This window comes from Thiomonas sp. UBA7699 (assembly GCF_002482605.1).
In the GTDB taxonomy this organism is placed as follows: domain Bacteria; phylum Pseudomonadota; class Gammaproteobacteria; order Burkholderiales; family Burkholderiaceae_C; genus Thiomonas; species Thiomonas arsenitoxydans.
The window spans coordinates 35219-58397 of record NZ_DLGH01000018.1 but is presented as its reverse complement, the minus strand read 5'-3'; the positions used below and the strand labels follow the sequence as shown (position 1 = coordinate 58397).

At 63.5% G+C, this 23179-nt stretch carries 26 protein-coding genes; 15 read left to right on the top strand and 11 right to left on the bottom strand.

Annotation, left to right across the window (positions count from 1 at the left end; translation table 11 throughout):
* Window positions 1-18: 18 nt before the first annotated feature.
* The 8 genes from B3H47_RS07390 to B3H47_RS07355 form a co-directional block, all read right to left on the bottom strand.
* Window positions 19-732 (bottom strand): ABC transporter ATP-binding protein, encoded by a 714-nt coding sequence (locus B3H47_RS07390; protein ID WP_286986599.1) that lies wholly within the window; start codon window positions 730-732, stop codon window positions 19-21.
* 2 nt (window positions 733-734) lie between these two features.
* Entirely contained in the window at window positions 735-1505 is a 771-nt protein-coding gene (locus tag B3H47_RS07385) for an ABC transporter ATP-binding protein (RefSeq protein ID WP_286730350.1), read from the bottom strand.
* Window positions 1502-2623: an ABC transporter permease subunit gene (locus B3H47_RS07380; RefSeq protein WP_013123936.1), complete on the bottom strand. Its 1122-nt coding sequence runs from the start codon at window positions 2621-2623 to the stop codon at window positions 1502-1504. Before B3H47_RS07380 ends, B3H47_RS07385 begins: the two co-directional genes overlap by 4 nt.
* Before the next feature lie 11 nt (window positions 2624-2634).
* Window positions 2635-3567: a branched-chain amino acid ABC transporter permease gene (locus B3H47_RS07375; protein ID WP_286730349.1), complete on the bottom strand. Its 933-nt coding sequence runs from the start codon at window positions 3565-3567 to the stop codon at window positions 2635-2637.
* Between the two features lie 359 nt (window positions 3568-3926).
* Window positions 3927-5339: a replication-associated recombination protein A gene (locus B3H47_RS07370; protein ID WP_286730348.1), complete on the bottom strand. Its 1413-nt coding sequence runs from the start codon at window positions 5337-5339 to the stop codon at window positions 3927-3929.
* Window positions 5336-5989, bottom strand: coding sequence for an outer membrane lipoprotein chaperone LolA (gene lolA / locus B3H47_RS07365; RefSeq protein WP_232054307.1), 654 nt, complete (start codon window positions 5987-5989; stop codon window positions 5336-5338). Before lolA ends, B3H47_RS07370 begins: the two co-directional genes overlap by 4 nt.
* Before the next feature lie 59 nt (window positions 5990-6048).
* The gene (locus tag B3H47_RS07360) at window positions 6049-8394 is read right to left on the bottom strand and encodes a DNA translocase FtsK (RefSeq protein ID WP_286730347.1); all 2346 of its coding nucleotides are present in this window, start codon (window positions 8392-8394) and stop codon (window positions 6049-6051) included.
* 193 nt (window positions 8395-8587) lie between these two features.
* Window positions 8588-9259, bottom strand: a complete 672-nt coding sequence (locus tag B3H47_RS07355; protein ID WP_013106702.1) for a Crp/Fnr family transcriptional regulator — start codon at window positions 9257-9259, stop codon at window positions 8588-8590.
* 212 nt (window positions 9260-9471) lie between these two features.
* Here B3H47_RS07355 and trxB point away from each other — a divergent pair, with 212 nt between their 5' ends.
* The 3 genes from trxB to rpmG all read left to right on the top strand — a co-directional run bounded on the left by trxB (window position 9472) and on the right by rpmG (window position 10950).
* Window positions 9472-10428 carry a thioredoxin-disulfide reductase gene (gene trxB / locus B3H47_RS07350; RefSeq protein WP_196794234.1) on the top strand — a complete coding sequence of 319 codons (957 nt, stop codon included), beginning with the start codon at window positions 9472-9474 and terminating at the stop codon, window positions 10426-10428.
* 76 nt (window positions 10429-10504) lie between these two features.
* Window positions 10505-10738, top strand: a complete 234-nt coding sequence (rpmB, locus tag B3H47_RS07345) for a 50S ribosomal protein L28 (protein WP_013106704.1) — start codon at window positions 10505-10507, stop codon at window positions 10736-10738.
* A gap of 41 nt (window positions 10739-10779) precedes the next feature.
* The gene (gene rpmG / locus B3H47_RS07340; protein WP_013106705.1) at window positions 10780-10950 is read left to right on the top strand and encodes a 50S ribosomal protein L33; all 171 of its coding nucleotides are present in this window, start codon (window positions 10780-10782) and stop codon (window positions 10948-10950) included.
* Between the two features lie 177 nt (window positions 10951-11127).
* On the opposite strand, the gene B3H47_RS07335 is transcribed toward rpmG, so the two are convergent.
* From B3H47_RS07335 to purN, 3 genes are all read right to left on the bottom strand, one after another.
* The gene (locus tag B3H47_RS07335) at window positions 11128-12333 is read right to left on the bottom strand and encodes a DesA family fatty acid desaturase (RefSeq protein ID WP_276709827.1); all 1206 of its coding nucleotides are present in this window, start codon (window positions 12331-12333) and stop codon (window positions 11128-11130) included.
* A gap of 111 nt (window positions 12334-12444) precedes the next feature.
* Window positions 12445-13752 (bottom strand): RsmB/NOP family class I SAM-dependent RNA methyltransferase, encoded by a 1308-nt coding sequence (locus B3H47_RS07330; RefSeq protein ID WP_286730346.1) that lies wholly within the window; start codon window positions 13750-13752, stop codon window positions 12445-12447.
* A gap of 9 nt (window positions 13753-13761) precedes the next feature.
* On the bottom strand, window positions 13762-14385 hold the full coding sequence (gene purN / locus B3H47_RS07325; protein WP_276709830.1) for a phosphoribosylglycinamide formyltransferase: 624 nt from the start codon (window positions 14383-14385) through the stop codon (window positions 13762-13764).
* 114 nt (window positions 14386-14499) lie between these two features.
* On the opposite strand from purN, the gene nrdR reads away from it, so the two are divergent.
* From nrdR to ybgC, 12 genes are all read left to right on the top strand, one after another.
* Complete coding sequence (gene nrdR, locus B3H47_RS07320) at window positions 14500-14991, top strand: transcriptional regulator NrdR (RefSeq protein WP_013123944.1); 492 nt, start codon at window positions 14500-14502, stop codon at window positions 14989-14991.
* Window positions 14988-16151 carry a bifunctional diaminohydroxyphosphoribosylaminopyrimidine deaminase/5-amino-6-(5-phosphoribosylamino)uracil reductase RibD gene (ribD, locus tag B3H47_RS07315; protein WP_286986598.1) on the top strand — a complete coding sequence of 388 codons (1164 nt, stop codon included), beginning with the start codon at window positions 14988-14990 and terminating at the stop codon, window positions 16149-16151. The genes nrdR and ribD overlap by 4 nt, the downstream gene beginning before the upstream one ends.
* 6 nt (window positions 16152-16157) lie before the next feature.
* On the top strand, window positions 16158-16790 hold the full coding sequence (locus B3H47_RS07310; protein WP_276709837.1) for a riboflavin synthase: 633 nt from the start codon (window positions 16158-16160) through the stop codon (window positions 16788-16790).
* Complete coding sequence (locus B3H47_RS07305; RefSeq protein WP_276709839.1) at window positions 16783-17595, top strand: class II glutamine amidotransferase; 813 nt, start codon at window positions 16783-16785, stop codon at window positions 17593-17595. The genes B3H47_RS07310 and B3H47_RS07305 overlap by 8 nt, the downstream gene beginning before the upstream one ends.
* Before the next feature lie 146 nt (window positions 17596-17741).
* Window positions 17742-18320, top strand: a complete 579-nt coding sequence (locus B3H47_RS07300; protein WP_013106713.1) for an Antimicrobial peptide resistance and lipid A acylation PagP — start codon at window positions 17742-17744, stop codon at window positions 18318-18320.
* Window positions 18321-18396: 76 nt separating this feature from the next.
* A complete protein-coding gene (ribBA, locus tag B3H47_RS07295) occupies window positions 18397-19530 on the top strand; it encodes a bifunctional 3,4-dihydroxy-2-butanone-4-phosphate synthase/GTP cyclohydrolase II (protein WP_276709845.1) in 1134 nt (377 codons plus the stop codon).
* A gap of 52 nt (window positions 19531-19582) precedes the next feature.
* Window positions 19583-20068 (top strand): 6,7-dimethyl-8-ribityllumazine synthase, encoded by a 486-nt coding sequence (ribH, locus tag B3H47_RS07290; RefSeq protein WP_013123949.1) that lies wholly within the window; start codon window positions 19583-19585, stop codon window positions 20066-20068.
* A complete protein-coding gene (gene nusB, locus B3H47_RS07285) occupies window positions 20065-20673 on the top strand; it encodes a transcription antitermination factor NusB (protein WP_286986597.1) in 609 nt (202 codons plus the stop codon). Before ribH ends, nusB begins: the two co-directional genes overlap by 4 nt.
* 19 nt (window positions 20674-20692) lie before the next feature.
* Window positions 20693-21874: a pyridoxal phosphate-dependent aminotransferase gene (locus B3H47_RS07280; RefSeq protein WP_276708828.1), complete on the top strand. Its 1182-nt coding sequence runs from the start codon at window positions 20693-20695 to the stop codon at window positions 21872-21874.
* Between the two features lie 10 nt (window positions 21875-21884).
* Complete coding sequence (locus tag B3H47_RS07275; protein WP_276708827.1) at window positions 21885-22406, top strand: AAA family ATPase; 522 nt, start codon at window positions 21885-21887, stop codon at window positions 22404-22406.
* The gene (locus B3H47_RS07270; RefSeq protein ID WP_013106719.1) at window positions 22403-22615 is read left to right on the top strand and encodes a hypothetical protein; all 213 of its coding nucleotides are present in this window, start codon (window positions 22403-22405) and stop codon (window positions 22613-22615) included. The genes B3H47_RS07275 and B3H47_RS07270 overlap by 4 nt, the downstream gene beginning before the upstream one ends.
* A complete protein-coding gene (gene ybgC / locus B3H47_RS07265; protein WP_276708826.1) occupies window positions 22612-23094 on the top strand; it encodes a tol-pal system-associated acyl-CoA thioesterase in 483 nt (160 codons plus the stop codon). The genes B3H47_RS07270 and ybgC overlap by 4 nt, the downstream gene beginning before the upstream one ends.
* Window positions 23095-23179 lie beyond the last annotated feature (85 nt).

Sequence of the window (23179 nt, the reverse complement as noted above, 5' to 3'; positions counted from 1 at the left end):
TTTTGATCATCGGATCGCTCACTCCCCCAGATAAGCCGCCCGCACGCGCGGGTCGTGCAGCAAATCTTCGGCCGGACCGGTCATGGTGACCTGCCCCGAGTCCATGACGTAGCCGCGATCGGCCAGACCCAGCGCGCGCTTGGCGTTTTGCTCGACCAGCAGAATGGTCACGCCCTGCTTGGAAATGTCTTCGACTACCTCGAAGATTTTGTCCACCATGATGGGCGACAGTCCCATCGACGGCTCGTCGAGCAGCAGCACTTGCGGACGGCTCATCAGCGCCCGACCCATGGCCAGCATCTGCTGCTCGCCGCCCGACATGGTGCCGGCGAGCTGGTCGCGGCGTTCCTTCAGGCGCGGGAAAATGCCATAGACCTTGTCGATGTCGCTGTCGATCTCTTTGTCCTTGCGGGTGTAGGCGCCCATCTGCAGGTTTTCTGCGATGGTCATGCGGGTGAACACCCCACGCCCTTCGGGCACCATGCACAACCCCTGCCGCACCAGGTCGTAGGCGCCCTGGCCATTGATGGTGCGCCCGGCGTAGTGCACTTCGCCATCAGTGATGGGCTGCAGCCCGGTGATGGCCTTGAGCGTGGTGGTCTTGCCCGCGCCATTGGCGCCGATCAGGCTGACCAGCTCGCCCTTGCGTACCTCCAGATCGACGCCCTTGACCGCCTGAATGCCACCGTAAGAGACGCGCAGGCCCGTGATTTTGAGAACAATTTCGGACATGCTCAGTGCTCCCCTGCGCCCAGATAGGCTTCGATGACTTTCGGATTTTTCTGCACTTCGGCGGGCACCCCTTCGGCAATGATCTTGCCGTAATCGAGTACGGTCACCCGGTCGCAGAGGCCCATGACCAGTTTCACATCGTGCTCGATGATGAGAATGGTGCGCCCGTCTTTCTGGATCGCGGTGAGCAGCTCGCGCAGCTGCAGTTTTTCCGTGGCGTTCATGCCGGCCGCGGGCTCGTCGAGCGCCAGCAGTTGCGGATCGGTAGCCAAAGCGCGGGCGATTTCCAGGCGGCGCTGATCGCCATACGACAGCGTGCGGGCGCGGAAGTCGGAATACCGCTCGATGCCCACATAGGCCAGCAGTTCACGCGCCCGTTCGCGGATGGCTTTTTCCTCGGTCTTGAAATGCCGGGTGCGGAACACCGCGCCAATCAGCGCGCTGTTGGTGCGCACATGCCGCCCGACCATCACGTTTTCCAGCGCCGTCATGTCCGGAAACAGGCGGATGTTCTGGAACGTGCGGGCAATGCCCTCACGCGCCACCTGATGCACCGCGGCCGGCTTGTAAGCCTTGCCGGCCAGGATGAAATCGCCCGAATCGGGCGGATACAGCCCGGTGATGACGTTGAAAAACGTGGTCTTGCCCGCCCCATTGGGGCCGATCAGGCCATAGATCTGGCCGCGGTCGATCTGGATGCCGACATCGTTCAGAGCCTGCAAGCCGCCAAATCGTTTGGATGCGCCACTCACGCGCAGAACCGTGTCGCTCATGCCTTGCCTCCTTCCTGCAGCGGAGTGGGCAGTTTGGCGAAGCTCTTGCCATGTTCGGGCGCAGGCCACAGTCCCTTGGGCCGCAGGATCATGATGATGATCATGGCCAGGGCATAGATGAGCTGACGCAGGATGCCGCTGTCCATATACACATGGCCGAAAGTGTGCTGCTGCCAGTCGGAGATGAAGCCCATATAGCGCAGCGCTTCGGGCAGCACCGACAGCAGCACCGCGCCAAGAATGACGCCGGGAATATGCCCCATGCCGCCGATCACCACCATGGCCAGCACGATGATCGACTCTAGCAGCGAGAACGACTCGGGCGAGACGAAGCCCTGAAAGGCCGAGAACATCACCCCGGCCACGCCACCGAAAGTCGCCCCCATCGAGAACGCCAGCAACTTCATGTTGCGGGTATTGATGCCCATGGCCTTGGCGGCGATTTCATCTTCGCGCATCGCCATCCAGGCGCGGCCGATGCGCGAATCCTGCAGGCGGTAGCTCAGTATCACCACAAACACCACCAGGACCAGGAACAGGTAGTAATACTGCGCCACCGAGGGTATGGTGAAACTGCCGATATTGATATTCTGGTTCAGATCCCAGCCGAACAGGCGAATGCCGTGAATGCCCGAAATGCCTTGCGGGCCGTTGGTGATGTTGATCGGCGCGTTCAGGTTGTTCATGAAAATGCGGATGATCTCGCCAAAGCCCAGCGTCACGATGGCCAGATAGTCGCCGCGCAGTTTGAGCACGGGCGTGCCCAGCGCAATGCCCGCACTGGCCGCCAGCGCCGCCGCCATGGGAACGACCAGCCAGATCGACACATCGAAGCCATTGGGGAACATCGCCCCCAGCGCATCGAAATTGCTCGTGAGCTGGTTCGACGACAACAGCGCATACAGATACGCCCCCACCGCATAAAAGGCGATATAGCCCAGATCGAGCAGCCCGGCCAGGCCGACCACAATGTTCAGCCCCAGCGCCAGCATGATGTAGAGCATGGCAAAGGCTGCGATCCGCACCCAGGCATCTCCTGCGATTTGCAGCACCATGGGCAGCGCGATGAGCGCAGCAGCGCCCGCCACAATCCAGACCCAGTTCTTTTGTTGGTTCATGTTCAGTCTCCTCAGGCGCGATCGGCCACGCGCTCACCCAGCAGGCCTTGCGGGCGCAGGGTCAGCACCAGAATCAGCACGATGAAGGCGAAGATGTCCTGGTAATTACTGCCGAACACCCCACCGGTGAGCGTGCCGATATAGCCAGCGCCCAGCACCTCGATCAGCCCCAGCAGAATGCCGCCCAGCATGGCCCCCGAAAGATTGCCAATGCCGCCCAGCACCGCCGCGGTAAAGGCCTTCAAACCCGGCGTGAAGCCCATATAGAAGTTCGCCGTGGCGAAGTTGGCAAACCACATCACCCCGGCAATTGCCGCGAGCATGGCGCCGATCACGAACGCCGAGGAGATGACGAAGTTGGGATTCACCCCCATCAGCGACGCCACGCGCGGGTTCTCCGCCGTGGCCCGCATCGCCCGGCCCAGCTTGGTGTGGTTGATCAGCCAGGTCAGCCCCGCCAGCAGCACGGCCGTGACTATCAGAATCATGATCTGTACCGGCGTGATGACAATACCGCCGACATTGATGACATTGCTCGGCAGCAACCCGGACGGGAACACCTTGTAGTCGCGCCCCCAGATGATCATCGCCAGGGTTTCGAGCAGGATGGACATGCCGATGGCCGTGATCAGCGGCGCCAGCTTGGGCGCATTGCGCAAGGGCCGGTAGGCGATGCGCTCGATAAAGTAGTTGAGCACTCCCGTGGCCAGCATGGCGATGACCAGGGCGATGACCACGACCAACCAACCTGGAAGATGCGGGGCCACATGATCGAGCACCTTGAACACGGTGTAGGCCGTGAGCGCCCCCACCATCATCACGTCCCCATGCGCAAAATTGATGAGGTTGACGATGCCGTACACCATGGTGTAGCCGAGAGCGATCAGGGCATACATGCTGCCCAGAACCAGACCGTTGACGATCTGCTGAAGAAAAATATCCATACCTTGAATCTCCTGACGAGCGGATGGCTAGTGAGTGACGGCCTGACTCTTTTGGAGCGGCCGGGGTGAAACGAGTAAACCGGGGATGAAAGCAAAGCGCGTGCCGGGACCCCCGCACCGGTTGAGTGCATGCCTCCAGGACATCGTGTGTGAAAGTGGAACGCCTGCGAGCGCGCACGATACGTGCCGCGTCTGGTACGCGGCGGCACCCGGCAACGATGCTGCCGGGCGAGGGTGAACAGGCTTCATGGTTTTGTCTGGGGGCCGGGCTGTCCTGACCCCTGTTTTTTTGGCTGGCGCGATGATAACCGCCTGCCTTGGGTCACCCGGCACCGGGTCAACCCGCAGTTTGAGGCCGCTCAGTCGCTGGATGGTTCAGTTGCGGCACTGTCACTTTCCGGCCCGAAAGATGACACCACACTGCCCCGGGTATTGCGCTCAGCCAAGTCTTGCAAGCGGCGGGCGATGCGCTCCTCCACCCCGCGCGATGTGGGCTGATAGAAGCGGGGCGGCGTCATGCCGTCTGGAAAATAGGTTTCTCCGGCGGCAAAAGCGTCGGCCTCGTCGTGGGCGTAGCGGTAGTCCTTGCCATAGCCCAGGTTTTTCATCAGTTTGGTGGGCGCGTTGCGCAGGTGCAAGGGCACGGGCTGGGTGCCTTGCTCCCGGGCAAACGCGCGCGCGGCGTTGAAGGCCTTGTAAACCGCGTTCGACTTGGGCGTGACGGCCAGATAAACCACCGCCTCGGCCAGCGCCAGCTCGCCTTCGGGGCTGCCTAAGCGCTCGTAGGTTTGCGCGGCCTCGAGCGCAAGGGTCAGGGCCTTGGGGTCGGCCAGGCCGATGTCTTCCACCGCCATGCGGATCAGCCGCCGTGCCAGATAGCGGGGATCGGCACCGCCTTCGAGCATGCGCGCAAACCAGTAGAGCGAGGCGTCCACATCCGAGCCCCGCACCGATTTGTGCAACGCCGAGATCAGATCGTAGGTCTGCTCGCCGCCTTTGTCGAAGCGCAGCAGGGTCGCGCCCAGGGTTTGTTCGAGCAGGTCGGCGGTGAGCGTGGTTTGAGCGGCCCGTACGGCGGCCTGCAGCGCCAGTTCGAGCGCGCCCAGCAGGCGGCGGGCATCGCCATCGGCATGGCGAATGAGCCGTTCTTGCGCCGCGGGCTCGATGGCCTCGACGCCGCTGCCCGCCAGCGCGCGTTGCATCAGCAAGCCAAGATCGTCGGCGTCCAGCGGTTCGAGTACGTACACCACGGCGCGCGACAGCAAGGCGCTGTTGACCTCGAATGACGGGTTTTCCGTGGTCGCGCCGATAAAGGTGAACAAGCCGGATTCGACATGCGGCAAAAACGCATCCTGCTGGCTTTTGTTGAAGCGGTGTACCTCATCGACGAACACAATGGTCGCCCGCCCCCGTTGCTGCGCGGCCTGGGCCTGGGCGACGGCATCGCGGATGTCTTTCACCCCGGCGAGCACCGCCGACAACGACAGAAAGTCGGCATCGAAAGCATCGGCCATCAGCCGCGCCAGGGTGGTTTTGCCCACGCCGGGCGGCCCCCAAAACAGCATGGAGTGCAGCCGCCGGGTTTCAAACGCCACGCGCAGCGGCTTGCCGGGTCCGAGCAGGTGGCGTTGGCCCACCACTTCACCGAGATGATGCGGGCGCAAACGCTCGGCCAGTGGGGCGTTGGCCCCAGGCGCGGGCTTGGACGCAGACAGCGGGCGGGCGGGCGCGGGCAGGTCCGCGTCGTCGAACAGGCCCGGGCCGCTAGTCATGGCTGGCTGATGACCGAAGCCCCTTTGGGCGGAGTGAAACGGAAGCTGTCCGGGCCGAAGGTCGGGTTGTGTTTGATGGCGGTGAAGCGCATGGTGGAAATTTGCCCGAAAGCATCGCGCAACTGAAGCTCAGCCACTTCCGGGCCTTGCGCCGTGCTGCGCAGACCGATGCGTATCCAGTCGAAGTTGCTGTCCTTGGCCTTGGGCGTGGCCTGCACCCATTGCAGACCGCCGGCATCGGCCTGGGCCTGCAGGGTGAACAGCCGGGTCAGGTCGGTTCCGGCGAAGATCGCGGCAGGCGTGCCCTTGAACGCCTGCGTGACCGGGGTGATGGTCACCTGATCGAGGTCGTGGTCATAGGTCCAGAGCTGCTTGCCGTCGCTGACGATGACCTGGGCATAGGGCTTGGTGTAGTCCCAGCGGAAACGGTCGGGCCGCTCGAAGGCAAACTGGCCGGTAGCCGGCGCCTGCGCCGGGCCCTTGGGGTTGCTCACAGTCTGAGTGAACTGGGCGCTGCCGCCCCGGGTTTGCTGCAGCCACTGTTCGAGCAGTTGCACCGAATTCGCCGCGAAGGCCGCAGGCAGACTGGCGCCGAGCAGACCGCCCGCGAGAAAAAGCCGCATCAGCGTGGTGCGCCAGCGCGTGTTCATAAACATCATCATTCGGTCTTTCAAAAATTCAAATCAGGGTGCGTGATGCGGGCGCAAGTTCACTCCGACCGCACCGGCACCAGGATGTCGCGGTTGCCGTTGGCGGTCAGCGCCGACACCAAACCGGATTGTTCCATCTGCTCCAGTAGTCTGGCTGAACGGTTGTAGCCGATGCGCAGATGACGCTGCACCAGAGAAATCGACGCCTTGCGGTGCTGCAGCACGATCTGCACCGCCTGATCGTAGAGCGGGTCGCTCTCGCCGTCTGAGCCGCCCGCGCCACCCACAGCGCCCGCCCCATCCAGATCTTCCTCGCCAGTGAGGATGCCTTCGAGATAGTTCGGCCCGCCTCGACTTTTGATGTCTTCGACCACGCGGTGCACTTCGGCGTCACTCACAAACGCGCCATGCACCCGCTGCGGCATGCCCGAGCCGGGCGGCAGGTACAGCATGTCGCCCATGCCCAGCAGGCTCTCCGCACCCATCTGGTCGAGGATGGTGCGCGAATCGATTTTGCTCGACACCTGGAAGGCCATTCGGGTGGGAATATTGGCCTTGATCAACCCGGTGATCACATCCACGCTGGGGCGCTGGGTGGCCAGGATGAGGTGAATGCCCGACGCCCGCGCCTTCTGCGCCAGGCGGGCGATGAGTTCCTCGATCTTTTTGCCCACCACCATCATCAGATCGGCCAGTTCGTCGATGACGACCACGATGTGCGGCAACTTCTCCAGCGGTTCGGGAGACTCTGGCGTGAGGCTGAACGGGTTGGTCAGCGGCTCGCCGCGCGCACGGGCCTCCTGCACCTTGGTGTTGTAGCCCGCGAGATTGCGCACGCCGAGCTTGCTCATCAGCTTGTAGCGGCGCTCCATCTCGCCCACGCACCAGTTCAGCGCCTGCGCCGCCTGTTTCATGTCGATCACCACGGGCGCGAGCAGATGCGGAATGCCGTCGTACACGCTGAGTTCGAGCATTTTCGGATCGATCAGAATCAGCCGCACATCGCTGGGTTCGGCCTTGTACAGCAGGCTCAGAATCATGGCGTTGACGCCGACCGACTTGCCCGAGCCGGTGGTGCCCGCTACCAGCAGGTGCGGCATCTTGGCCAGATCGGCCACCACCGGGTTGCCCACGATGTCCTTGCCCAGACCCATGGTCAGCATCGAGGCGGCTTCGTGATAGTTGTTGGAACCCAGAATCTCCGACAGCTTGATGGTGTGCCGCTTGGCATTGGGAAGCTCGAGCGCCATGGTGTTCTTGCCCGGAATGGTTTCGACCACGCGGATGCTCACCAGCGACAAGGCCCGCGCCAGATCGCGCGACAGATTGACGATCTGCGCACCCTTCACGCCAGTGGCCGGCTCCACTTCGTAGCGGGTGATGACCGGGCCGGGATAGGCCGCCACTACGCGCACCTCCACGCCGAAATCCTTGAGCTTTTTCTCGATCAGGCGCGAAGTGAACTCCAGCGTTTCGTGACTGACGGTTTCCGCCTGCACCGAGGGCGCGGCATCCAGCAGGCCCAAGGCCGGCAGGGAAGAGTCGGGCAGTTCATTGAACAGCGGTTTCTGCTTTTCCTTGAGCACGCGCGGAGACTGCGGCACATAAGCCACCGAAGGCTCGATCAGCACGGGAGCGAGCACCTCGCGCTCTTCCACCAAAGGCCGCTGCAACTCGACTTCCTTTTCGCGCTCCTGCTTGGCTTGCTGCCCGGCCAGCACATCGTCTTCGCGTCCGCGGCGTTCGCGCTGCCAGGTCCACAGCCGCTCGATCCAGCCGCCAAGGCGCTCGGCCGCGTCGGCCCATGAAAAATGACCGACCCAGCTCAGCGAAAACAGAAAAACCGCCAGCAGCACCAAGGTGCCGCCGGTGTCGCCCAGCAAGGTATCAACGGCGATACCCAGGCCATGCCCAAGCAAGCCGCCGGCCTCGCCCGGCAGGGCGGAAGCCAGACTCCACAGCCGCGTCGACTCCAGCGCCGCGCTGGAAAGCGGCAACAGCAGCAGGCCCGCCGCGGCGGCCAGCGGCTGCAGCTTGCGCCACCGGCTCACAGGCGTTTGCTCCTCGGCGGCGGGTGTTTGCGCCTGGGTGTTGCGCCACATGCGCAGCAGGCCGTACAGGCCCAGCGGAATCAGCCACAGGGCCGAGAAGCCCAGCAGAAAATAGGCCACATCGGAAAACCAGGCCCCAACCACGCCGACCCAGTTGGCCACATGACCATCGGTGCCCGAACTCGACCAGGACGGATCGGACTTGTGAAAGCTCAGCAGGCTCAGGCAAAGCAAAATCCAACCGATGAAGGCGGCCGTCAGGCGTACCTCGCTCGCAAAACGCTGCAGGCGGCTGCGCGGCTCAGAACGGAGCGCCGCCTGGGAAGGGCGACGTCGGGTATCGATTTTCGGCATGGGAGGGGTGTTCAAAATCCAGGGTGATGCATCGCGCCCGCCATCAAACTGGGCTTCAGGGCGGATTTTGCCGCCTTCGCGGCGGTCATGGGCAAACAAGCCAACGCGACAGATCGCCCAGGCTCAGAATCGCAGGCGGATATAGACGACGGATCAGGAGCGAGGACGAGGAGCCGTGCACACCCCGCTCGCATCAAATCAGGGTCGAGAGATGCTCTCGGATCAACAGGGTGCCGTCTTCGCGCTCGACCACAAAACCTTGCTGTTCAAAGTCCTTCATCACCCGGCTGACCATTTCGCGCGAAGCGCCGACCATCTTGGCCAGATCCTGGCGTGAAAGCTTGTTGCGGATGACGTGCTCGTTCTGCATCTCGTCCGTGAGTTCCATCAGCGCGCGCGCCACACGGCCATAGACATCCATCAGCGCCAGAGATTCAATTTTTCGGTCGGCCCGACGCAGACGCAGCGCCAGCCCGCGCATGATCGCAAAGGACATGCTGGTGTTTTCAGGCAGGCATTGCAGAAACGCCACCCGGCCGAGCATCATCACATCGGTCTGCACCTCGGCCTGCACCGTGGCGCTGTGCGGTTCGCCATCGATCAGGCTCATTTCCCCGATGTAATCGCCCGCATGCAGCACGGCGATGATGACTTCGCGGCCTTTGGCATCCATGCTGATCACCCGCGCTCGGCCGGAAAGCAGAATGAACAGGGCATTCGACTTGCTGCCCTGCTCGACGATGTTTTCGCCGCGCTTGTAGCGCCGCTTGACGATGGATTGCGAAATCGACCAGGCCTGCGATTCGGTGAGCACGGCAAACAGCGGCACGCGCCGAACGAGGTCAATATCGGTGATTTGCGACATCAGTTTCTCCAGTTTATGGGGCGGCGGGGCAATTTCGAAGGCAGGCGGAGAAGCCAGAAAATAGCCGCATGCCGCACGCCCGATATGCCGCACCCCTAAAATCTTATCTATTGTGCGGCGGCTTGCCCTTGTTCTATTTTCGAGGACAGTCCGTCAGCAGCGGTTGCAGCGCGACCTTCTCCCCCATCCTCTCAGCCCGAAGTTTCTCACACATCATGACATCCAAACACGCCAAAGTGCTCATTCTGGGCTCCGGCCCGGCCGGTTACAGCGCCGCCGTCTATGCGGCCCGCGCCAATCTGAACCCCCTGCTCATCACCGGTCTGGCTCAAGGCGGTCAACTCATGACCACGACCGAAGTCGACAACTGGCCTGCCGACGTCGATGGCGTGCAAGGGCCCGACTTGATGGCGCGTTTTCAGGCGCATGCCGAGCGTTTCAATACCGAGATCGTGTTCGATCACATCCACACCGCGCATCTGCGCGAAAAACCCATCCGCCTCGAAGGCGACAGCGGCGTCTATACCTGCGACACCCTGATCATCGCCACTGGCGCTTCGGCCAAATATCTGGGACTGCCCACCGAAGAAGCCTTCATGGGCAAGGGCGTCTCGGGCTGCGCGACCTGCGACGGCTTTTTCTATCGCAACCAGCCGGTGTGCGTGGTGGGCGGCGGCAACACGGCCGTCGAAGAAGCACTGTATCTGGCCAATATCGCCAGCAAGGTGACCGTCATTCACCGCCGCGACAAATTCCGTGCCGAGCCCATTCTGGTCGACAAACTCATGGCCCGCGCGGCCGAGGGCAAAGTCGAACTCAAGCTCTGGAGCGAATTGAAAGAAGTGCTGGGCGACGCCAGTGGCGTGACTGGCGTGCGCATCCACAACAGCCAGACCGGCGCCGACGAAGACATCGCACTGAATGGCTGTTTCATCGCCATCGGCCATCAGCCCAACACTGAAATTTTCAAAGGCCAGTTGGACATGAAGGACGGCTACATCATCACCCGCAGCGGCAACGAAGGGATGGCGACCGCCACCAGTGTGCCCGGCGTATTCGCCGCGGGCGACGTGCAAGATCACGTTTATCGTCAGGCGATCACCAGCGCAGGTACCGGCTGCATGGCCGCTCTGGACGCACAGCGCTATCTGGAGAATGCGGAGTCTTGACACCGATAGCGGTGGACAAGCAAATCTTTCCGGCTATAATCTTTAGGCTTTGTTCTACACAATTTCGAGGTGTGCCATGGCACGAGTGTGTCAAGTGACAGGTAAAGGGCCGATGGTCGGGAACAATGTGTCCCATGCGAACAACAAGACCAAGCGCCGCTTCCTGCCCAATCTGCAATATCGTCGTTTCTGGGTTGAAAGCGAGAACCGTTTCGTGCGTTTGCGCGTAACGAGCTCTGGGCTGCGCACCATTGACAAAAAAGGCATCGACGTCGTGCTGGCCGAGCTGCGCTCGCGCGGCGAGATCTGATCGCCCTCTCCATTCCTTCCTAGAACTGCACGGAACCCATCATGGCAACCAAAGGCGGACGCGAAAAAATCAAGCTGGAATCCTCTGCGGGCACCGGCCATTTCTACACCACCACCAAAAACAAGCGCACCACGCCCGAAAAGATCGAAATCATGAAATTCGATCCGGTCGCGCGCAAGCATGTGAATTACAAGGAAGGCAAGATCAAGTAATCTGATCTGTCTACCAAAGAACGATCCGCTGGATCGGCCAGAGTGTTCAAATTCACTGCGGCCTGACCAGCGGATTTTTTGTGGGCGCCTCTTTTTCATGGGCGCCTCCTTCGGCGCTCCATCAATGTTTAGCCTGGGCATCCGGCATGAATGCCCAGGCGTCGTAAACATCAGAATTCAGGCCGTCGGCGTATAACGTCGCAGCCTCAGCGACAACTCCCGAAGCGGGGCCAGGCCACTGTCTTCGGCGCGGCGGCACCAGTCCTGCAGCTTCAGGCGAAGCTGTTCGGCGTTCAGATTGGTCTGCTCCCACACCGATTTGAGCTCTTCGCGCATGTGAAGCAGCTTGCTCAGGTTAGGGCTGGCACTTGCCGCCGCGTCCACCAAGGCGCGCGAACGCTCGCACAGAATCTCGCGCTCGATGCCGATCCAGCGTTTGGCTGCGCGCAAAGTCGGCAGATGGCTCACCGCGCCCTGCTCTGCAGCTCGGGCCAGCTCGGCCTTGAGGGTGGACTTCAACCCCGCGGCATAGCGCGCCATCAACTCATAACGGTTGGCGATAACAGCTTGCAAAGTGAGCTGATCGACCTCGGCGCGCACCTCGCCCAGCCGGAACTGCGGCGGTAGTTTGCGTGGTTTGGCCAAACCCACCCAGGACAAAGCGCGGATATACGCCCAGCCGATATCGAACTCCCACCATTTGACCGAGAGCTTGGCCGACGTGGGATAGGTGTGGTGGTTGTTGTGCAATTCTTCGCCGCCGATCAGCAACCCCCAGGGAGAAATGTTGTGGCTGCTGTCTCGCGCCGAAAAATTGCGATAGCCCCACCAATGACCCAGCCCGTTGATCACCCCGGCTGCCCAGATCGGAATCCACAACATCTGCACGGCCCACACCGTGGCGCCGATCGCGCCGAACATCAGCACATCGAGAATGAGCAAAAGCCCGACGCCCTGCCAGATAAAGCGGGAATAAACGTTGCGCTCCAACCAGTCGTCAGGAGTGCCGTGACCGAATTTGCTCAGGGTTTCGGCGTTTCTCGATTCGGTTCGGTACAACTCGGCGCCGTGCAACAGCACCGTATCGATGCCGCGCGTCACCGGACTGTGAGGGTCGTCGACCGTCTCGCACTTGGCGTGATGCTTGCGATGAATCGCCACCCATTCCTTGGTGACCATGCCCGTGGTGAACCACAGCCAGAAGCGGAAAAAGTGCGAGGCGATCGGGTGCAGTTCCAGCGCCCGGTGAGCCTGAGCGCGGTGCAGAAAAATAGTGACGGACGCAATGGTGATATGCGTGGTAATGAGCGCAAATAAGACTATTTGCAACCATGATGCACGCAAAAGGCCGTGCCCAGCCCAATTCAAAAACACATCAAACATCAGAAACTTTCAGATCGATACAACACAATTGGAACTTCGCCGCTGGCGAAAGTTGCATTCATTATCGGTCTTGCACTGACGACAGCACTCAGTGCAAACGAGAAGCCCTTGTCAGTCCGATAGCGTGGCATCGGCTTCGCCACGATCAGATGAGGTCGGGCGCCGCTGCAGCACGGCGGCGTAAAAGCCGTCGGTGGCGTGACGATTGGGCAACAACTGCAAGTCCCCTTGGGTCACCAGGCCCTCGCCTTCTACTCCTTGCTGACGTAGCACCGTATCGGCGGGAACACGCTCGAAATCGGGGTGCGCGGTCAGAAAGGCATTGACGATGCCGCTGTTTTCTTCCGGCAAGACGCTACAGGTGGCGTAAACCAAGCGCCCGCCCGGCTTCAGCAACGTTGCCGCCGATTGCAGAATGTTGGCTTGTTTTGTCGTCAACTCGGCAATATCTTCAGGCTTCTGTCGCCATTTCATATCAGGGTTACGGCGCAAGGTACCCAGGCCGGAGCACGGCGCGTCCACCAGCACCCGGTCGACCTTGCCAGCCAGACGTTTGACCCGTTCATCGCGTTCATGTGCGATGGCCACCGGGTACACATTGGATAGCCCACTACGCAACAGCCGGGGTTTGAGCTTGGCCAGGCGGTAGTCGGCCACGTCGAACGCATAAAGCCGACCCGTGCTGCGCATCATGGCGCCCAGCGCCAGGGTTTTGCCGCCGGCTCCGGCGCAGAAGTCGACCACCATTTCGCCGCGGCGCGGGGCCAGCAGTACGGCGAGCAGCTGACTGCCTTCGTCCTGCACCTCCACCCAGCCTTCGCGAAAGACGGTGAGATCCTGCAAAGCGGGTTTGCCTTCCAGGCGTACGCCCCACGGCGAATAGGGCGTTGGCTGCGCGGGCAGATTGAGGCGGGCGAACACGTCGAGCACGGCTTCGCGCCGTGCTTTCTGCACATTCACCCGCAAATCCAGCGGGGCCGGGCGCAACATCGCCTGCGCCAGCGCGGGATATTCCGCGCCATAGTTCGCCTGCAAGGCGGCCGCCAGCCATTCCGGCAGACTCCAGCGCACCGCTTCGGACAGGGCCATCGCGTCTTGTGCCAGCAAGCGTTTGCGCCACTCGAGTTGCTCGGGAGAAAGCGCGGCATGCAGCGATTGCGCGTTTTCCGACCAGCCGAGAATGGCCAGACGCAGTTCCATAGCTCCGCCGATGCTTTCGTCGGTCGCGGCCAGCGTCTGAAACAAGCGCAGATGCCGCAGCACCTGATAGACCGTGTCGGCCAGGATCTGTCGGTCGGTCTTGCCCAGTTGCGGCTTGGCACGGAACAGCCGCGACAGCACGGCATCGGCCGCGGCGTCGAAACGCAACATATCGCGCAGCACGTCGCGCGCGGTGTAAAGCAGGTCACGCGGTTTCATGGCGCTCTTTCAAAGGGAAGAATCGGAGGACGGACGGATACGGGTGCGCAAGCCGTCGATCTGCACCCGCCCTTCCAGCAAAGCCCGCACGGCGGGGGGATAAATTCGGTGCTCTTCAAGCAAGACCCGCGCGGCCAGCGTCTCGACCGTATCACCATCGAGCACCGGCACGGCGGCCTGCGCCAGAATCGGCCCGTGATCGAGCGCACTGCTCACCAGATGCACGGTAGCGCCGTGCCACTTCACCCCTTCTTCGAGGGCCCGCGCATGGGTGTGCAAACCGGTGAAAGCTGGCAGCAAAGACGGATGGATATTCACCAGACGGCCCGCAAAGCGATCCACGAAGGCCGCACCCAGCACCCGCATGAAGCCGCACAGCGCGATGACGTCGGGCTCCAGCGCGGCAATCGCGTCGCCCAAAGCACCGTCGAACGCCTCACGGTTGGGAAAGTCGGCATGCGCGATCACCTGCGTGGGCACACCGAAGGCACGCGCAGCGTCCAGCCCTGCGGCATCAGCCCGGTTACTGAGTACTCCACGCACGCAAACGCCCCAGCCCTGTTCACGCTCGGCCTGAAGAATGGACTGCAGATTGCTGCCGCGCCCGGAAATGAGGAGAACCAGATTTTTCATCGGCGGGCAGTGTAGCCGCCGCGTCAGGTGTTTGATATGCGCCGTGTTTGCGCGCGCTACCGCGAAAACAGACCGCAGCGTGAATAATGACGGGTTTAATGTTGCCACGCCGCCATGAAATGCCCCTTTTGCCAAAGCCCCGACACGCAGGTGATTGAAACCCGCGATGTGGAAGACGGCACCGCGCTGCGGCGGCGGCGGCGTTGCGGCCAATGCGACAAGCGCTTCACCACCTATGAACGCGCGGAGGTCAGCTTTCCGGTGGTGGTGAAAAAAGATGGCCGCCGCACCGAATACGACCGCGACAAACTGCGCGCCTCTTTCCTGCTGGCCTTGCGCAAGCGGCCAGTCAGTGCCGACGCGGTGGATACCGCCATCGGGCGCGTGGAGCAAATGCTGCTGCAAAGCGGCGCGCGCGAGCTGCCCTCCACCCAAATCGGCGCCTGGGTGATGGAGGAATTGCGCACGCTCGACGGCATTGCCTATGTGCGCTTTGCCTCCGTCTATCACAGCTTCAAGGATTTGAGCCAGTTTCTCGATGTGCTGCAGGAAATGCAGCCGCCCTCGCCCGCCGCCAAACCCCGGCGCGGCAAAACTCCGACATGAACCCGGACGACGTTTCATTCAGCGAACAAGATCAGCGCTTCATGCGCCGGGCGCTCGATCTGGCGCACAGCGCGATGTACCGCACCAGCCCCAATCCGCGGGTGGGCTGCGTGCTGGTGCGAGACGGCCAGGTGCTGGGCGAAGGCGCCACGCTGGCGGCGGGGCAAGATCACGCCGAAGTCCAGGCGGTGAAGCAAGCCTGGGAGCGCGGCCACGAGGTGCGGGGCGCCACCGCCTACGTCACGCTGGAGCCCTGCGCGCACCACGGCCGCACGCCGCCCTGCGCCGACCTGCTGGCCACGCAAGGCGTCGCGCGCGTGGTCGCTGCGCTGGTCGATCCCAACCCGCTGGTGGCAGGCCAGGGATTGCAGCGTTTGCGCGATGCCGGCATCCAGGTCGATGTCGGGCTGTTCGCCGATGAAGCGCGCGAGATCAACCTTTGCTTCATCTCCCGCATGGTGCGCGGCACGCCCTGGGTGCGGCTGAAGGTGGCCGCCTCGCTCGACGGCGTCACGGCCCTGCCCAACGGCGCAAGCCAGTGGATCACCAGCGAAGCGGCCCGCGCCGACGGCCATCACTGGCGCGCGCGCGCCTGCGCCGTGCTCACCGGCCTGGGCACGGTGCGGGCGGACGATCCCCAGCTCAATGTGCGGGCGGTGCAGACGCCGCGCCAGCCCATTCGCATCGTCATCGACAGCCGCCTGGAATGCCCGCCGACCGCGCGCCTGTTGCAGAGTGCGGAATCGCCGCTGTGGATCGTCCACGCCCTGCCGCCGGAACAGGCCGCGCCGCGTCTGGCGGCGCTGCGCAGCGCGGCCACCGCCTCGCTCGATCTGCAAGACATCGCCCTGCCCAACGATCCCGGTAAACCGGGCAAAACCGATTTGCGCGCGCTGATGCAGGTGCTCGGCCAGCGGGGCATCAACGAGCTGCACTGCGAGGCCGGCGAAAAGCTCAACGGCTCGCTGCTGCGCGCCGGCGTGGTCGATGAACTGCTGCTGTATCTTGCGCCCCAGTTGCTGGGCGAGGGCGCCGGATTGGCGGCGCTGGGGCCCTATCAGCAGATCAACGAAGGGCTCGCGCTGCGATGGCACGATGTGCAGCGGATCGGCGCCGATCTGCGCATCCTTGCACGTCTCCCTCATTCCTTTTCTCTTTGAACCCTCATGTTCACCGGACTCATCACCAGCGTCGGCCGCATCGCCGAAGTCACCCCCCTCGGTTCCCAGGCCAGTCACGGCAAACGCGTGCGCCTGCAGGTCGATCCGGCCTGGCTGCAGGGCGTAGAGCTCGGCGAGAGCATCGCCGTCAGCGGCGCCTGCATGACGGTGGTGGATCTTCAGCCCTGTGGCTTTGCCTTCGACATTTCGGCCGAAAGTCTGGCGCGTACCACGGGGCTGAACGTGCCGGGCGCCCGGGTCAATCTGGAACAGTCGGTCGCGCTGTCCACCAAGCTGGGCGGCCATCTGGTCACCGGCCATGTGGACGGCGTGGGCCAGGTGGCCCGGTTCGAGCCCATCGGCGAATCCTGGCTGCTGGAGGTGGACGCGCCCGCCGCTTTAGGCAAGTTTTTTGCGTACAAGGGCTCCATCGTGATCAACGGCGTGAGTCTGACGGTCAACCGCGTCGAAGATCTGCCGGAGCGTTGCCGCGTGAGTATCAACCTCATTCCGCACACCCTGCAGCACACCAATCTGCATCAACTTCGCGAGGGCAGCGCGGTGAATCTCGAAATCGACCTCATCGCCCGCTATGTCGAGCGCATGCTGGGCGCACCGGAGGGTCGGAAAGATGTGTGAGTTGTTCGCCTACTCCAGCCGTGTGCCCGCGCGGGTGCGGTTCGCCTTTCGTGAATTCGCGCGCCACGGCGGGCCGCACGCCGCCAATCCCGACGGCTGGGGCGCGGCGTATTACGAGGGCAGCGACGCGCATGTGCTGCGCGAAGCCCAACCCGCGCTGACCAGCGCCTTCGTTCCGGTGCTCGAAAAGCACGACTTTCACAGCCCGCTAGTCATCGCGCATATCCGCCGCGCCTCGCGCGGCCCGGTGACGCTGGTCAACACCCAGCCGTTCGCCCGCGAGCTGTTCGGCAAGCGCCACCTCTTTGCCCACAACGGCGATCTGCCGGACATCGAGCAGGCGCTTCCGCTGGCGCATGCAGCGCACCGCCCGATGGGCCAGACCGATTCCGAACATGCCTTCTACGTGCTCATGCAATCGCAGCAAGTGCTCGATGCGGCGGGTGAGAGCGGCGACCTCAAACGCCGCATCGAAGTGGTCTCCGACTTCGCGGCCAAATTGCGTGCCCTTGGCGCGGCGAACTTTCTGTTCACCGATGGCGACCTGCTGTTCGCTCATGCGCATCGCCGCCGCAGTCATCCGGGCAACACCTGGGTGCCCGGTTTGCACCTGCTCATGCGCGAAGCCGCCAGCGAGCATCAGATGCGCGCTTCTGGGCTGCACGTTCAGGGCCGCGACGACAAACCCGCGCCCGCCGTGATGCTCGCCAGCGTGCCCCTCACCCCGGAAGACTGGGAGCCCCTGCCCGAAAATACGCTGCTCGTCGTCCAGCAGGGCCGATTGATCGCGCGCCTCGGTGCTTGATCATTGCCCCGATCAGCGCCCCAACCCGGCTCTGAACAGCGCTTGAGTCGGCCACACACATGCCGCCCGTTGCAAACGGACACAGGCTCAACCTTTTGCGCTGATAAAGTCTGGCCCGACTTCCCTGAGACGCCCGCCACGAGCCCATGAAACATTTTCCAGCCCGCCTTCTATCCACTTTCGCCCTCCTCTGGCTGGCCCTGGTTCCCCGCGCGAGTTGGGCGCTGGGGCTGGGCGGCGTATCCGACTGGGCGCAGTCCACCTGGAATGCCGCGGTCAGCACCACCCAGACCGGACAGGACGATCTGTACTTCAGTGGCTACACCTGGCACGACCCCGGCACCTACACCGCCGCTAAACGCGCCACGCTCAACAAACACGCCTGGGGCATAGGCTGGGGCCGCCATCACATCAATGCCGACGGCAACGAAGACATGGTGTACGCCATGATCTTCTCCGACTCGCACTGGAACGCCGAGCCCGTGGTCGGCTACGCCCATCAGTGGATGTTCAACAACGACGCGCCGGTGGGCTTCGGTCTGGGCTACACCCTGGCGGTGACCTCGCGCGCCGACATCTTCCACAACATCCCCTTCCCCATCGCGCTGCCCATCGCCTCGATCCGTTTCGGCAGGCTGTCGATTTATGGCACCTTCATCCCGAAGGTGAACAACAAGCTCAACAACGGCAACGTCGCGTTTTTCTTCGGACGTTACGAATTCTGACAAGGCAAGCGGCGCAAGCGCGCCGGGTGAGGCGGTTTTAGAATGTTGGGCTTTTCAGCAGCGCCCCGTCCCCATCATGCCCCTGTCCCCCGTTCCCGACATCATTGCCGAGCTCAAGGCCGGGCGCATGGTCATTCTGGTCGATGAGGAAGATCGCGAAAACGAGGGCGATCTGGTCATTGCCGCCGAGCACATCACCCCGCGGGCCATCAATTTCATGGCCACGCATGCGCGCGGTCTTATCTGCCTGACCCTCACCGCCCAGCGCTGCGCGCAGCTTGGCCTGCGGCATATGGTCGAGCACAACGGCTCTTCGCACGGCACCGCCTTCACCGCGTCCATCGAAGCTGCCGAAGGCGTCACCACGGGCATTTCGGCGGCCGACCGTGCGCGCACCGTGCAGGCCGCCGTGGCGCGCAACGCACAGGCCAGTGACATCGTGCAACCGGGTCACATCTTCCCGCTGATGGCCGCTGAAGGCGGCGTGCTGATGCGCGCCGGGCACACCGAGGCCGGCTGCGACCTCGCCGCTCTGGCCGGGCTGGAACCCGCCGCCGTGATCTGCGAGGTGATGAACGCCGACGGCACCATGGCCCGCCTGCCCGATCTCGAACAATTTGCCGCGCAGCACGATCTGAAAATCGGCGCCATCGCCGATCTCATCGAATACCGCAGCCGCACCGAATCGCTGGTGCAGCGCGTAGGCGAACACCCCATGCAGACGCCGTTCGGCCCCATGCGCTGCGTGGCCTATACCGATCGCGCCGGTCATGGCCTGCATCTGGCGCTGGTGCATGGCGACCTGGCCGCGCAGGCCGCGCCGCTGGTGCGGGTGCACGAGCCCCTGTCCGCTCTCGACCTGCTCGATGCCGCCTGCCAGCGCCATTCCTGGAATCTGCCGCAGGCGCTTGGCCGCATCGTGCGCGAAGGCGTGGGCGTGGCCGTGCTGCTCAACTGCGGTGAATCGGCCGCGCAATTGAAAAGCCAGTTTGAGCGCTTGTTGCAGCCGGCGGCCACGCCGCCCAAATCGGGCGTCACCGCCTTGCGCGACTACGGCATTGGCGCGCAAATCCTGCGCGATCTCGGCGTGCGCCAGATGCGCCTTCTCGGCCAGCCGCGCAAAATGCCCAGCATGGCAGGCTATGGGCTGGAGATCGTCGGCTTCGAGTCCGCACAGGACAGCGCCCCCACCCTTGCGCCCGGCGCGTAAGCTGTTGCCCTTCTGCGCCCCGCGGCGCGCCACTCCTCTGCACTCCAACGCCATGCAAAACGTCCAGAACCGCATTCTTTCCGAACAACTCGATGGCCGTGAGCTGCGCGTCGCCGTGGTGCAGGCCCGCTTCAACACTGCCATTACCGACCGCATCACCCAGTCCTGCCTCGACGAACTCCAGCGCCTGGGCGTGAACGAAGACGATATCGGGCTCTACACCGTCCCCGGCGCGCTCGAACTGCCGCTGATGCTGCAGGCGCTGGCCGAGAGCGAGGCCTTCGATGCGCTCATTGCCATCGGCTGCGTGATTCGCGGTGACACCTATCACTTCGAGGTCGTCTGCAATACCAGCGCGGCCGGTATCGCTCAGGTGGCGCTCGACTACAACATGCCGGTGGCCAACGGCGTGCTCACCGTGGAAAACGAAGCGCAGGCCGAAGCCCGCATCGACAAAGGGGCCGAATGCGCCCGCGTCGCGGTGGAAATGGCCAACCTGTTCATCGACATCAGCGACAACGACGACGAGGCCGCATGACCGCAACCACCGCCCCCAAAAGCGCGCGGCGCAAGTCGCGCGAGCTCGCGTTCCAGGGCATTTATGAATGGCTGCTCGCCGGCAGCGATACCGGCGCGATCGAAGCCTTTCTGCACGAACGCTACCCCACCATCAAGCTCGACGACGATCACTTTCAGTCGCTGCTGCATGGCGCGCTGGCCGAGGCCGGGCCGCTCGACGCCCTCATTCAGCCGCACATCGACCGCCAGACCAGCGAGCTTTCCCCGGTAGAGCACGCCCTGCTGCTGATGGGCGCCTTCGAGCTGCAGCGTCATCTCGACGTGCCCTATCGCGTGGTCATCAACGAAGCGGTCGAACTCGGCAAGGTGTATGGCGGCACCGACGGCTATAAATACGTCAACGGCGTGCTCGACCGCATCGCCGCGCAATTGCGCAAGACCGAGGTCGAAGCCGCTAACCAGTCGCACCCGCAAGCGCAGCCCACGGCCACCGACTTCAGCCCGCCGCCCAACCCCTACGCGAACGTGCCCGTCAGCCACAAGGCCAAAGCCCCGCCGCGACGTGCGGCCGCTTCTTTCCCCCGGCGCGCCAGTGCCAGCCCGCGCCCGCCGCGCAAAGACTGATCTCCCTCTGATAGCCGCCATGCGCTTAGCCCAACGCAACCAGTCCATCGAACCCTTCTACGTCATGGACGTGGTGCGCGCCGCGGCCGAACAACAAACGGCCTGGGAAGCGCAGGGCAGGCGCATGATCCATCTCAGCGTGGGCGAGCCCGATTTCACCGCGCCCGAACCCGTGGTCGAAGCCGCCACCCGCGCGTTGCGCGACGGCCGCACCGGCTACACCCTGGCGCCCGGCCTGCCTGCGCTACGCGAGCGCATCGCGCAGCACTACGCCCAGGTGCACGGCGTGACGCTCGATCCCGCGCGCGTGTTCATCACTGCGGGCGCCTCGGGCGCCCTCACCTTGGCCAGCCTGCTGCTGTTCAATCCGGGCGATGCAGTGCTCATGCCCGACCCGAGCTATCCGTGCAACAAGAACTTCGTGGCCGCTGCAGGAGCCCGGGCGCGCATGCTGCCCGCCCCCGCCGCGCAACGCTTTCAGCTCACCGCCAGCGAAGTCGAGGCCGCGTGGACGCCGCAGACCGCTGGGGTTTTGCTGGCCTCGCCCTCCAACCCCACCGGCACCTCCATCGCGCCAGACGAGCTGCGCCGCATCGCCGACGTGGTGCGCGCGCGCGGCGGGGTGAGCATCGTCGACGAAATCTATCTGGGCCTCAGCTATGAAGCCGGCTACGGCCACACCGCGCTAGCCGCGGGCGACGACATCATCACCGTCAACAGCTTCTCCAAATACTTCCAGATGACCGGATGGCGGCTGGGCTGGCTGGTCGTGCCGCCCTCGCTCGTCGCCCCGCTGGAGCGCATGGCCGGCAATCTGTTCATCTGCGCCAGCAGCGTGGCGCAACATGCCGCGCTGGCCTGCTTCGAGCCCGACACCCTGACTGAATACGAACGCCGCCGCGCCGAGTTCCAACGCCGCCGCGACCTGATCGTGCCCGGCCTCGAAGCCTTGGGCCTGCGCGTGCCCGTGCGGCCGGACGGCGCGTTTTATGTGTACGCCGACTGCTCTGCCTACAGCGCAGACAGCTGGGACTTCTGCTTCGAGGTCATGCGCGATACCGGCGTAGTGCTCGTACCCGGCAAAGACTTCGGCACCGCCGAGCCCCAGCGCTACTTCCGCCTGAGCTACGCCAACAGCATCGCCAACCTGCAGGAAGCGCTGGCCCGGCTACGCGGCTATCTGGAACGCAAGGTGGCATGAAAATCGCCCAATGAACCTGGAGCATCGCATCCTGCTGATCGCGGGGCCGAATGGCGCTGGGAAAACCACCTTCGCCAAGATTTTCCTGCCCGAAGCGGATTACAGCGACTTCATCAATGCCGATCTCATCGCCTCGGGCTTATCCCCATTCGATCCCGATAGGGCTGCTCGACGCGCTGCGCGCCTGATGCTGGAAGAAATTGACTTACGGGTGAAAAACGGGAAAAGCTTCGCCCTGGAAACCACCCTCAGCGGGCGCGGCTATGCCGCACAAATTCCACGGTGGCGTGCATTGGGCTATCACGCCAAGCTCGTGTTTTTGTCCTTGCCCGATGCGGAAATGGCAGTACAGCGTGTGGCGGCCCGTGTGGCACAAGGCGGGCATGCCATCCCTGAAGCCGTCATCCGACGCCGTTTTTCAGCCGGATTACTCAATTTCCATCATCTCTACAAACCGTTGGTGAACGCCTGGGCACTTTATGACAACTCGGGTGATCTACCCTCTCTGATCAGCAGCGGGGACAACCCATGACCATCTCTCCGATCAAGCACACCCCGCCTTCTGTCGACCCCGATCTGCAAAAAGTCGAGCCCGCCCTGCGCCGTGCAGCCCAAAGCGCGCGTGAGCTCGCGCTGCGTACCGGCACGCCTTGCTATGTCTGGCGCGATGGCAAGCTGATCAACATTGGCAGCCCGCAGATGAATCCCTCAGCCGACACCCACACCACCGAGAAGGCATGAACTCGACCGCCAGACCTTCGGCGCAAGCCCCTTGCCTCGCTGTTTTCCACTGGCCCGTGCGGGTGTACTGGGAAGACACAGACGCCGGGGGTATCGTCTATTACGCCAACTATCTCAAGTTTTTCGAGCGCTCGCGCACGGAATGGCTGCGCAGCCTGGGGCTGGCACAGTCGGAGCTGGCGGCGCAATCGGGCCTGGTATTCGTCGTGGCCGACGTGCATCTGCGCTACGCCGCCCCCGCCAAACTCGACGACGCGCTGCAGATCCAGCTTCGCTTGCAGGACATCGGCAGCGCCAGCCTCACCGTCGCGCAACAGGCCTGGCGCTGCGACGCCAGCGGCGCGCCCGCCGCGCTGCTGTGCGAGGCCACGGTGCGCGTGGGTTGCGTGGCGGCGGCCACGCTGCGACCATCGCGCATTCCGCGGGAAGTCTTCGACCGCGTCACCCGCTGGGCAGCGCCTGCTTCACCCGCACCCTGAGTTGCAACCCTTCCTGTCGTGAACCTTTTTTCCGCAATCCTGTCTTCTCCGCAGCGGCCGCGCCCGTTGGGGATTTGTTGTAATG

Bases quoted from the DNA above. Each gene is read 5' to 3' on its own strand.
- B3H47_RS07360 (WP_286730347.1), bottom strand. From the start codon at position 8,394: ATGCCGAAAATCGATACCCGACGTCGCCCTTCCCAGGCGGCGCTCCGT.
- B3H47_RS07310 (WP_276709837.1), top strand. From the start codon at position 16,158: ATGTTCACCGGACTCATCACCAGCGTCGGCCGCATCGCCGAAGTCACC.
- ribH (WP_013123949.1), top strand. From the start codon at position 19,583: ATGCAAAACGTCCAGAACCGCATTCTTTCCGAACAACTCGATGGCCGT.
- B3H47_RS07275 (WP_276708827.1), top strand. From the start codon at position 21,885: ATGAACCTGGAGCATCGCATCCTGCTGATCGCGGGGCCGAATGGCGCT.
- lolA (WP_232054307.1), bottom strand. From the start codon at position 5,989: ATGAACACGCGCTGGCGCACCACGCTGATGCGGCTTTTTCTCGCGGGC.
- ybgC (WP_276708826.1), top strand. From the start codon at position 22,612: ATGAACTCGACCGCCAGACCTTCGGCGCAAGCCCCTTGCCTCGCTGTT.
- ribBA (WP_276709845.1), top strand. From the start codon at position 18,397: ATGCCCCTGTCCCCCGTTCCCGACATCATTGCCGAGCTCAAGGCCGGG.
- nrdR (WP_013123944.1), top strand. From the start codon at position 14,500: ATGAAATGCCCCTTTTGCCAAAGCCCCGACACGCAGGTGATTGAAACC.
- rpmG (WP_013106705.1), top strand. From the start codon at position 10,780: ATGGCAACCAAAGGCGGACGCGAAAAAATCAAGCTGGAATCCTCTGCG.
- B3H47_RS07300 (WP_013106713.1), top strand. From the start codon at position 17,742: ATGAAACATTTTCCAGCCCGCCTTCTATCCACTTTCGCCCTCCTCTGG.
- B3H47_RS07390 (WP_286986599.1), bottom strand. From the start codon at position 732: ATGTCCGAAATTGTTCTCAAAATCACGGGCCTGCGCGTCTCTTACGGT.
- nusB (WP_286986597.1), top strand. From the start codon at position 20,065: ATGACCGCAACCACCGCCCCCAAAAGCGCGCGGCGCAAGTCGCGCGAG.
- B3H47_RS07270 (WP_013106719.1), top strand. From the start codon at position 22,403: ATGACCATCTCTCCGATCAAGCACACCCCGCCTTCTGTCGACCCCGAT.
- B3H47_RS07375 (WP_286730349.1), bottom strand. From the start codon at position 3,567: ATGGATATTTTTCTTCAGCAGATCGTCAACGGTCTGGTTCTGGGCAGC.
- B3H47_RS07280 (WP_276708828.1), top strand. From the start codon at position 20,693: ATGCGCTTAGCCCAACGCAACCAGTCCATCGAACCCTTCTACGTCATG.
- purN (WP_276709830.1), bottom strand. From the start codon at position 14,385: ATGAAAAATCTGGTTCTCCTCATTTCCGGGCGCGGCAGCAATCTGCAG.
- B3H47_RS07330 (WP_286730346.1), bottom strand. From the start codon at position 13,752: ATGAAACCGCGTGACCTGCTTTACACCGCGCGCGACGTGCTGCGCGAT.
- B3H47_RS07380 (WP_013123936.1), bottom strand. From the start codon at position 2,623: ATGAACCAACAAAAGAACTGGGTCTGGATTGTGGCGGGCGCTGCTGCG.
- rpmB (WP_013106704.1), top strand. From the start codon at position 10,505: ATGGCACGAGTGTGTCAAGTGACAGGTAAAGGGCCGATGGTCGGGAAC.
- B3H47_RS07385 (WP_286730350.1), bottom strand. From the start codon at position 1,505: ATGAGCGACACGGTTCTGCGCGTGAGTGGCGCATCCAAACGATTTGGC.
- B3H47_RS07370 (WP_286730348.1), bottom strand. From the start codon at position 5,339: ATGACTAGCGGCCCGGGCCTGTTCGACGACGCGGACCTGCCCGCGCCC.
- B3H47_RS07355 (WP_013106702.1), bottom strand. From the start codon at position 9,259: ATGTCGCAAATCACCGATATTGACCTCGTTCGGCGCGTGCCGCTGTTT.
- B3H47_RS07335 (WP_276709827.1), bottom strand. From the start codon at position 12,333: ATGTTTGATGTGTTTTTGAATTGGGCTGGGCACGGCCTTTTGCGTGCA.
- ribD (WP_286986598.1), top strand. From the start codon at position 14,988: ATGAACCCGGACGACGTTTCATTCAGCGAACAAGATCAGCGCTTCATG.
- B3H47_RS07305 (WP_276709839.1), top strand. From the start codon at position 16,783: ATGTGTGAGTTGTTCGCCTACTCCAGCCGTGTGCCCGCGCGGGTGCGG.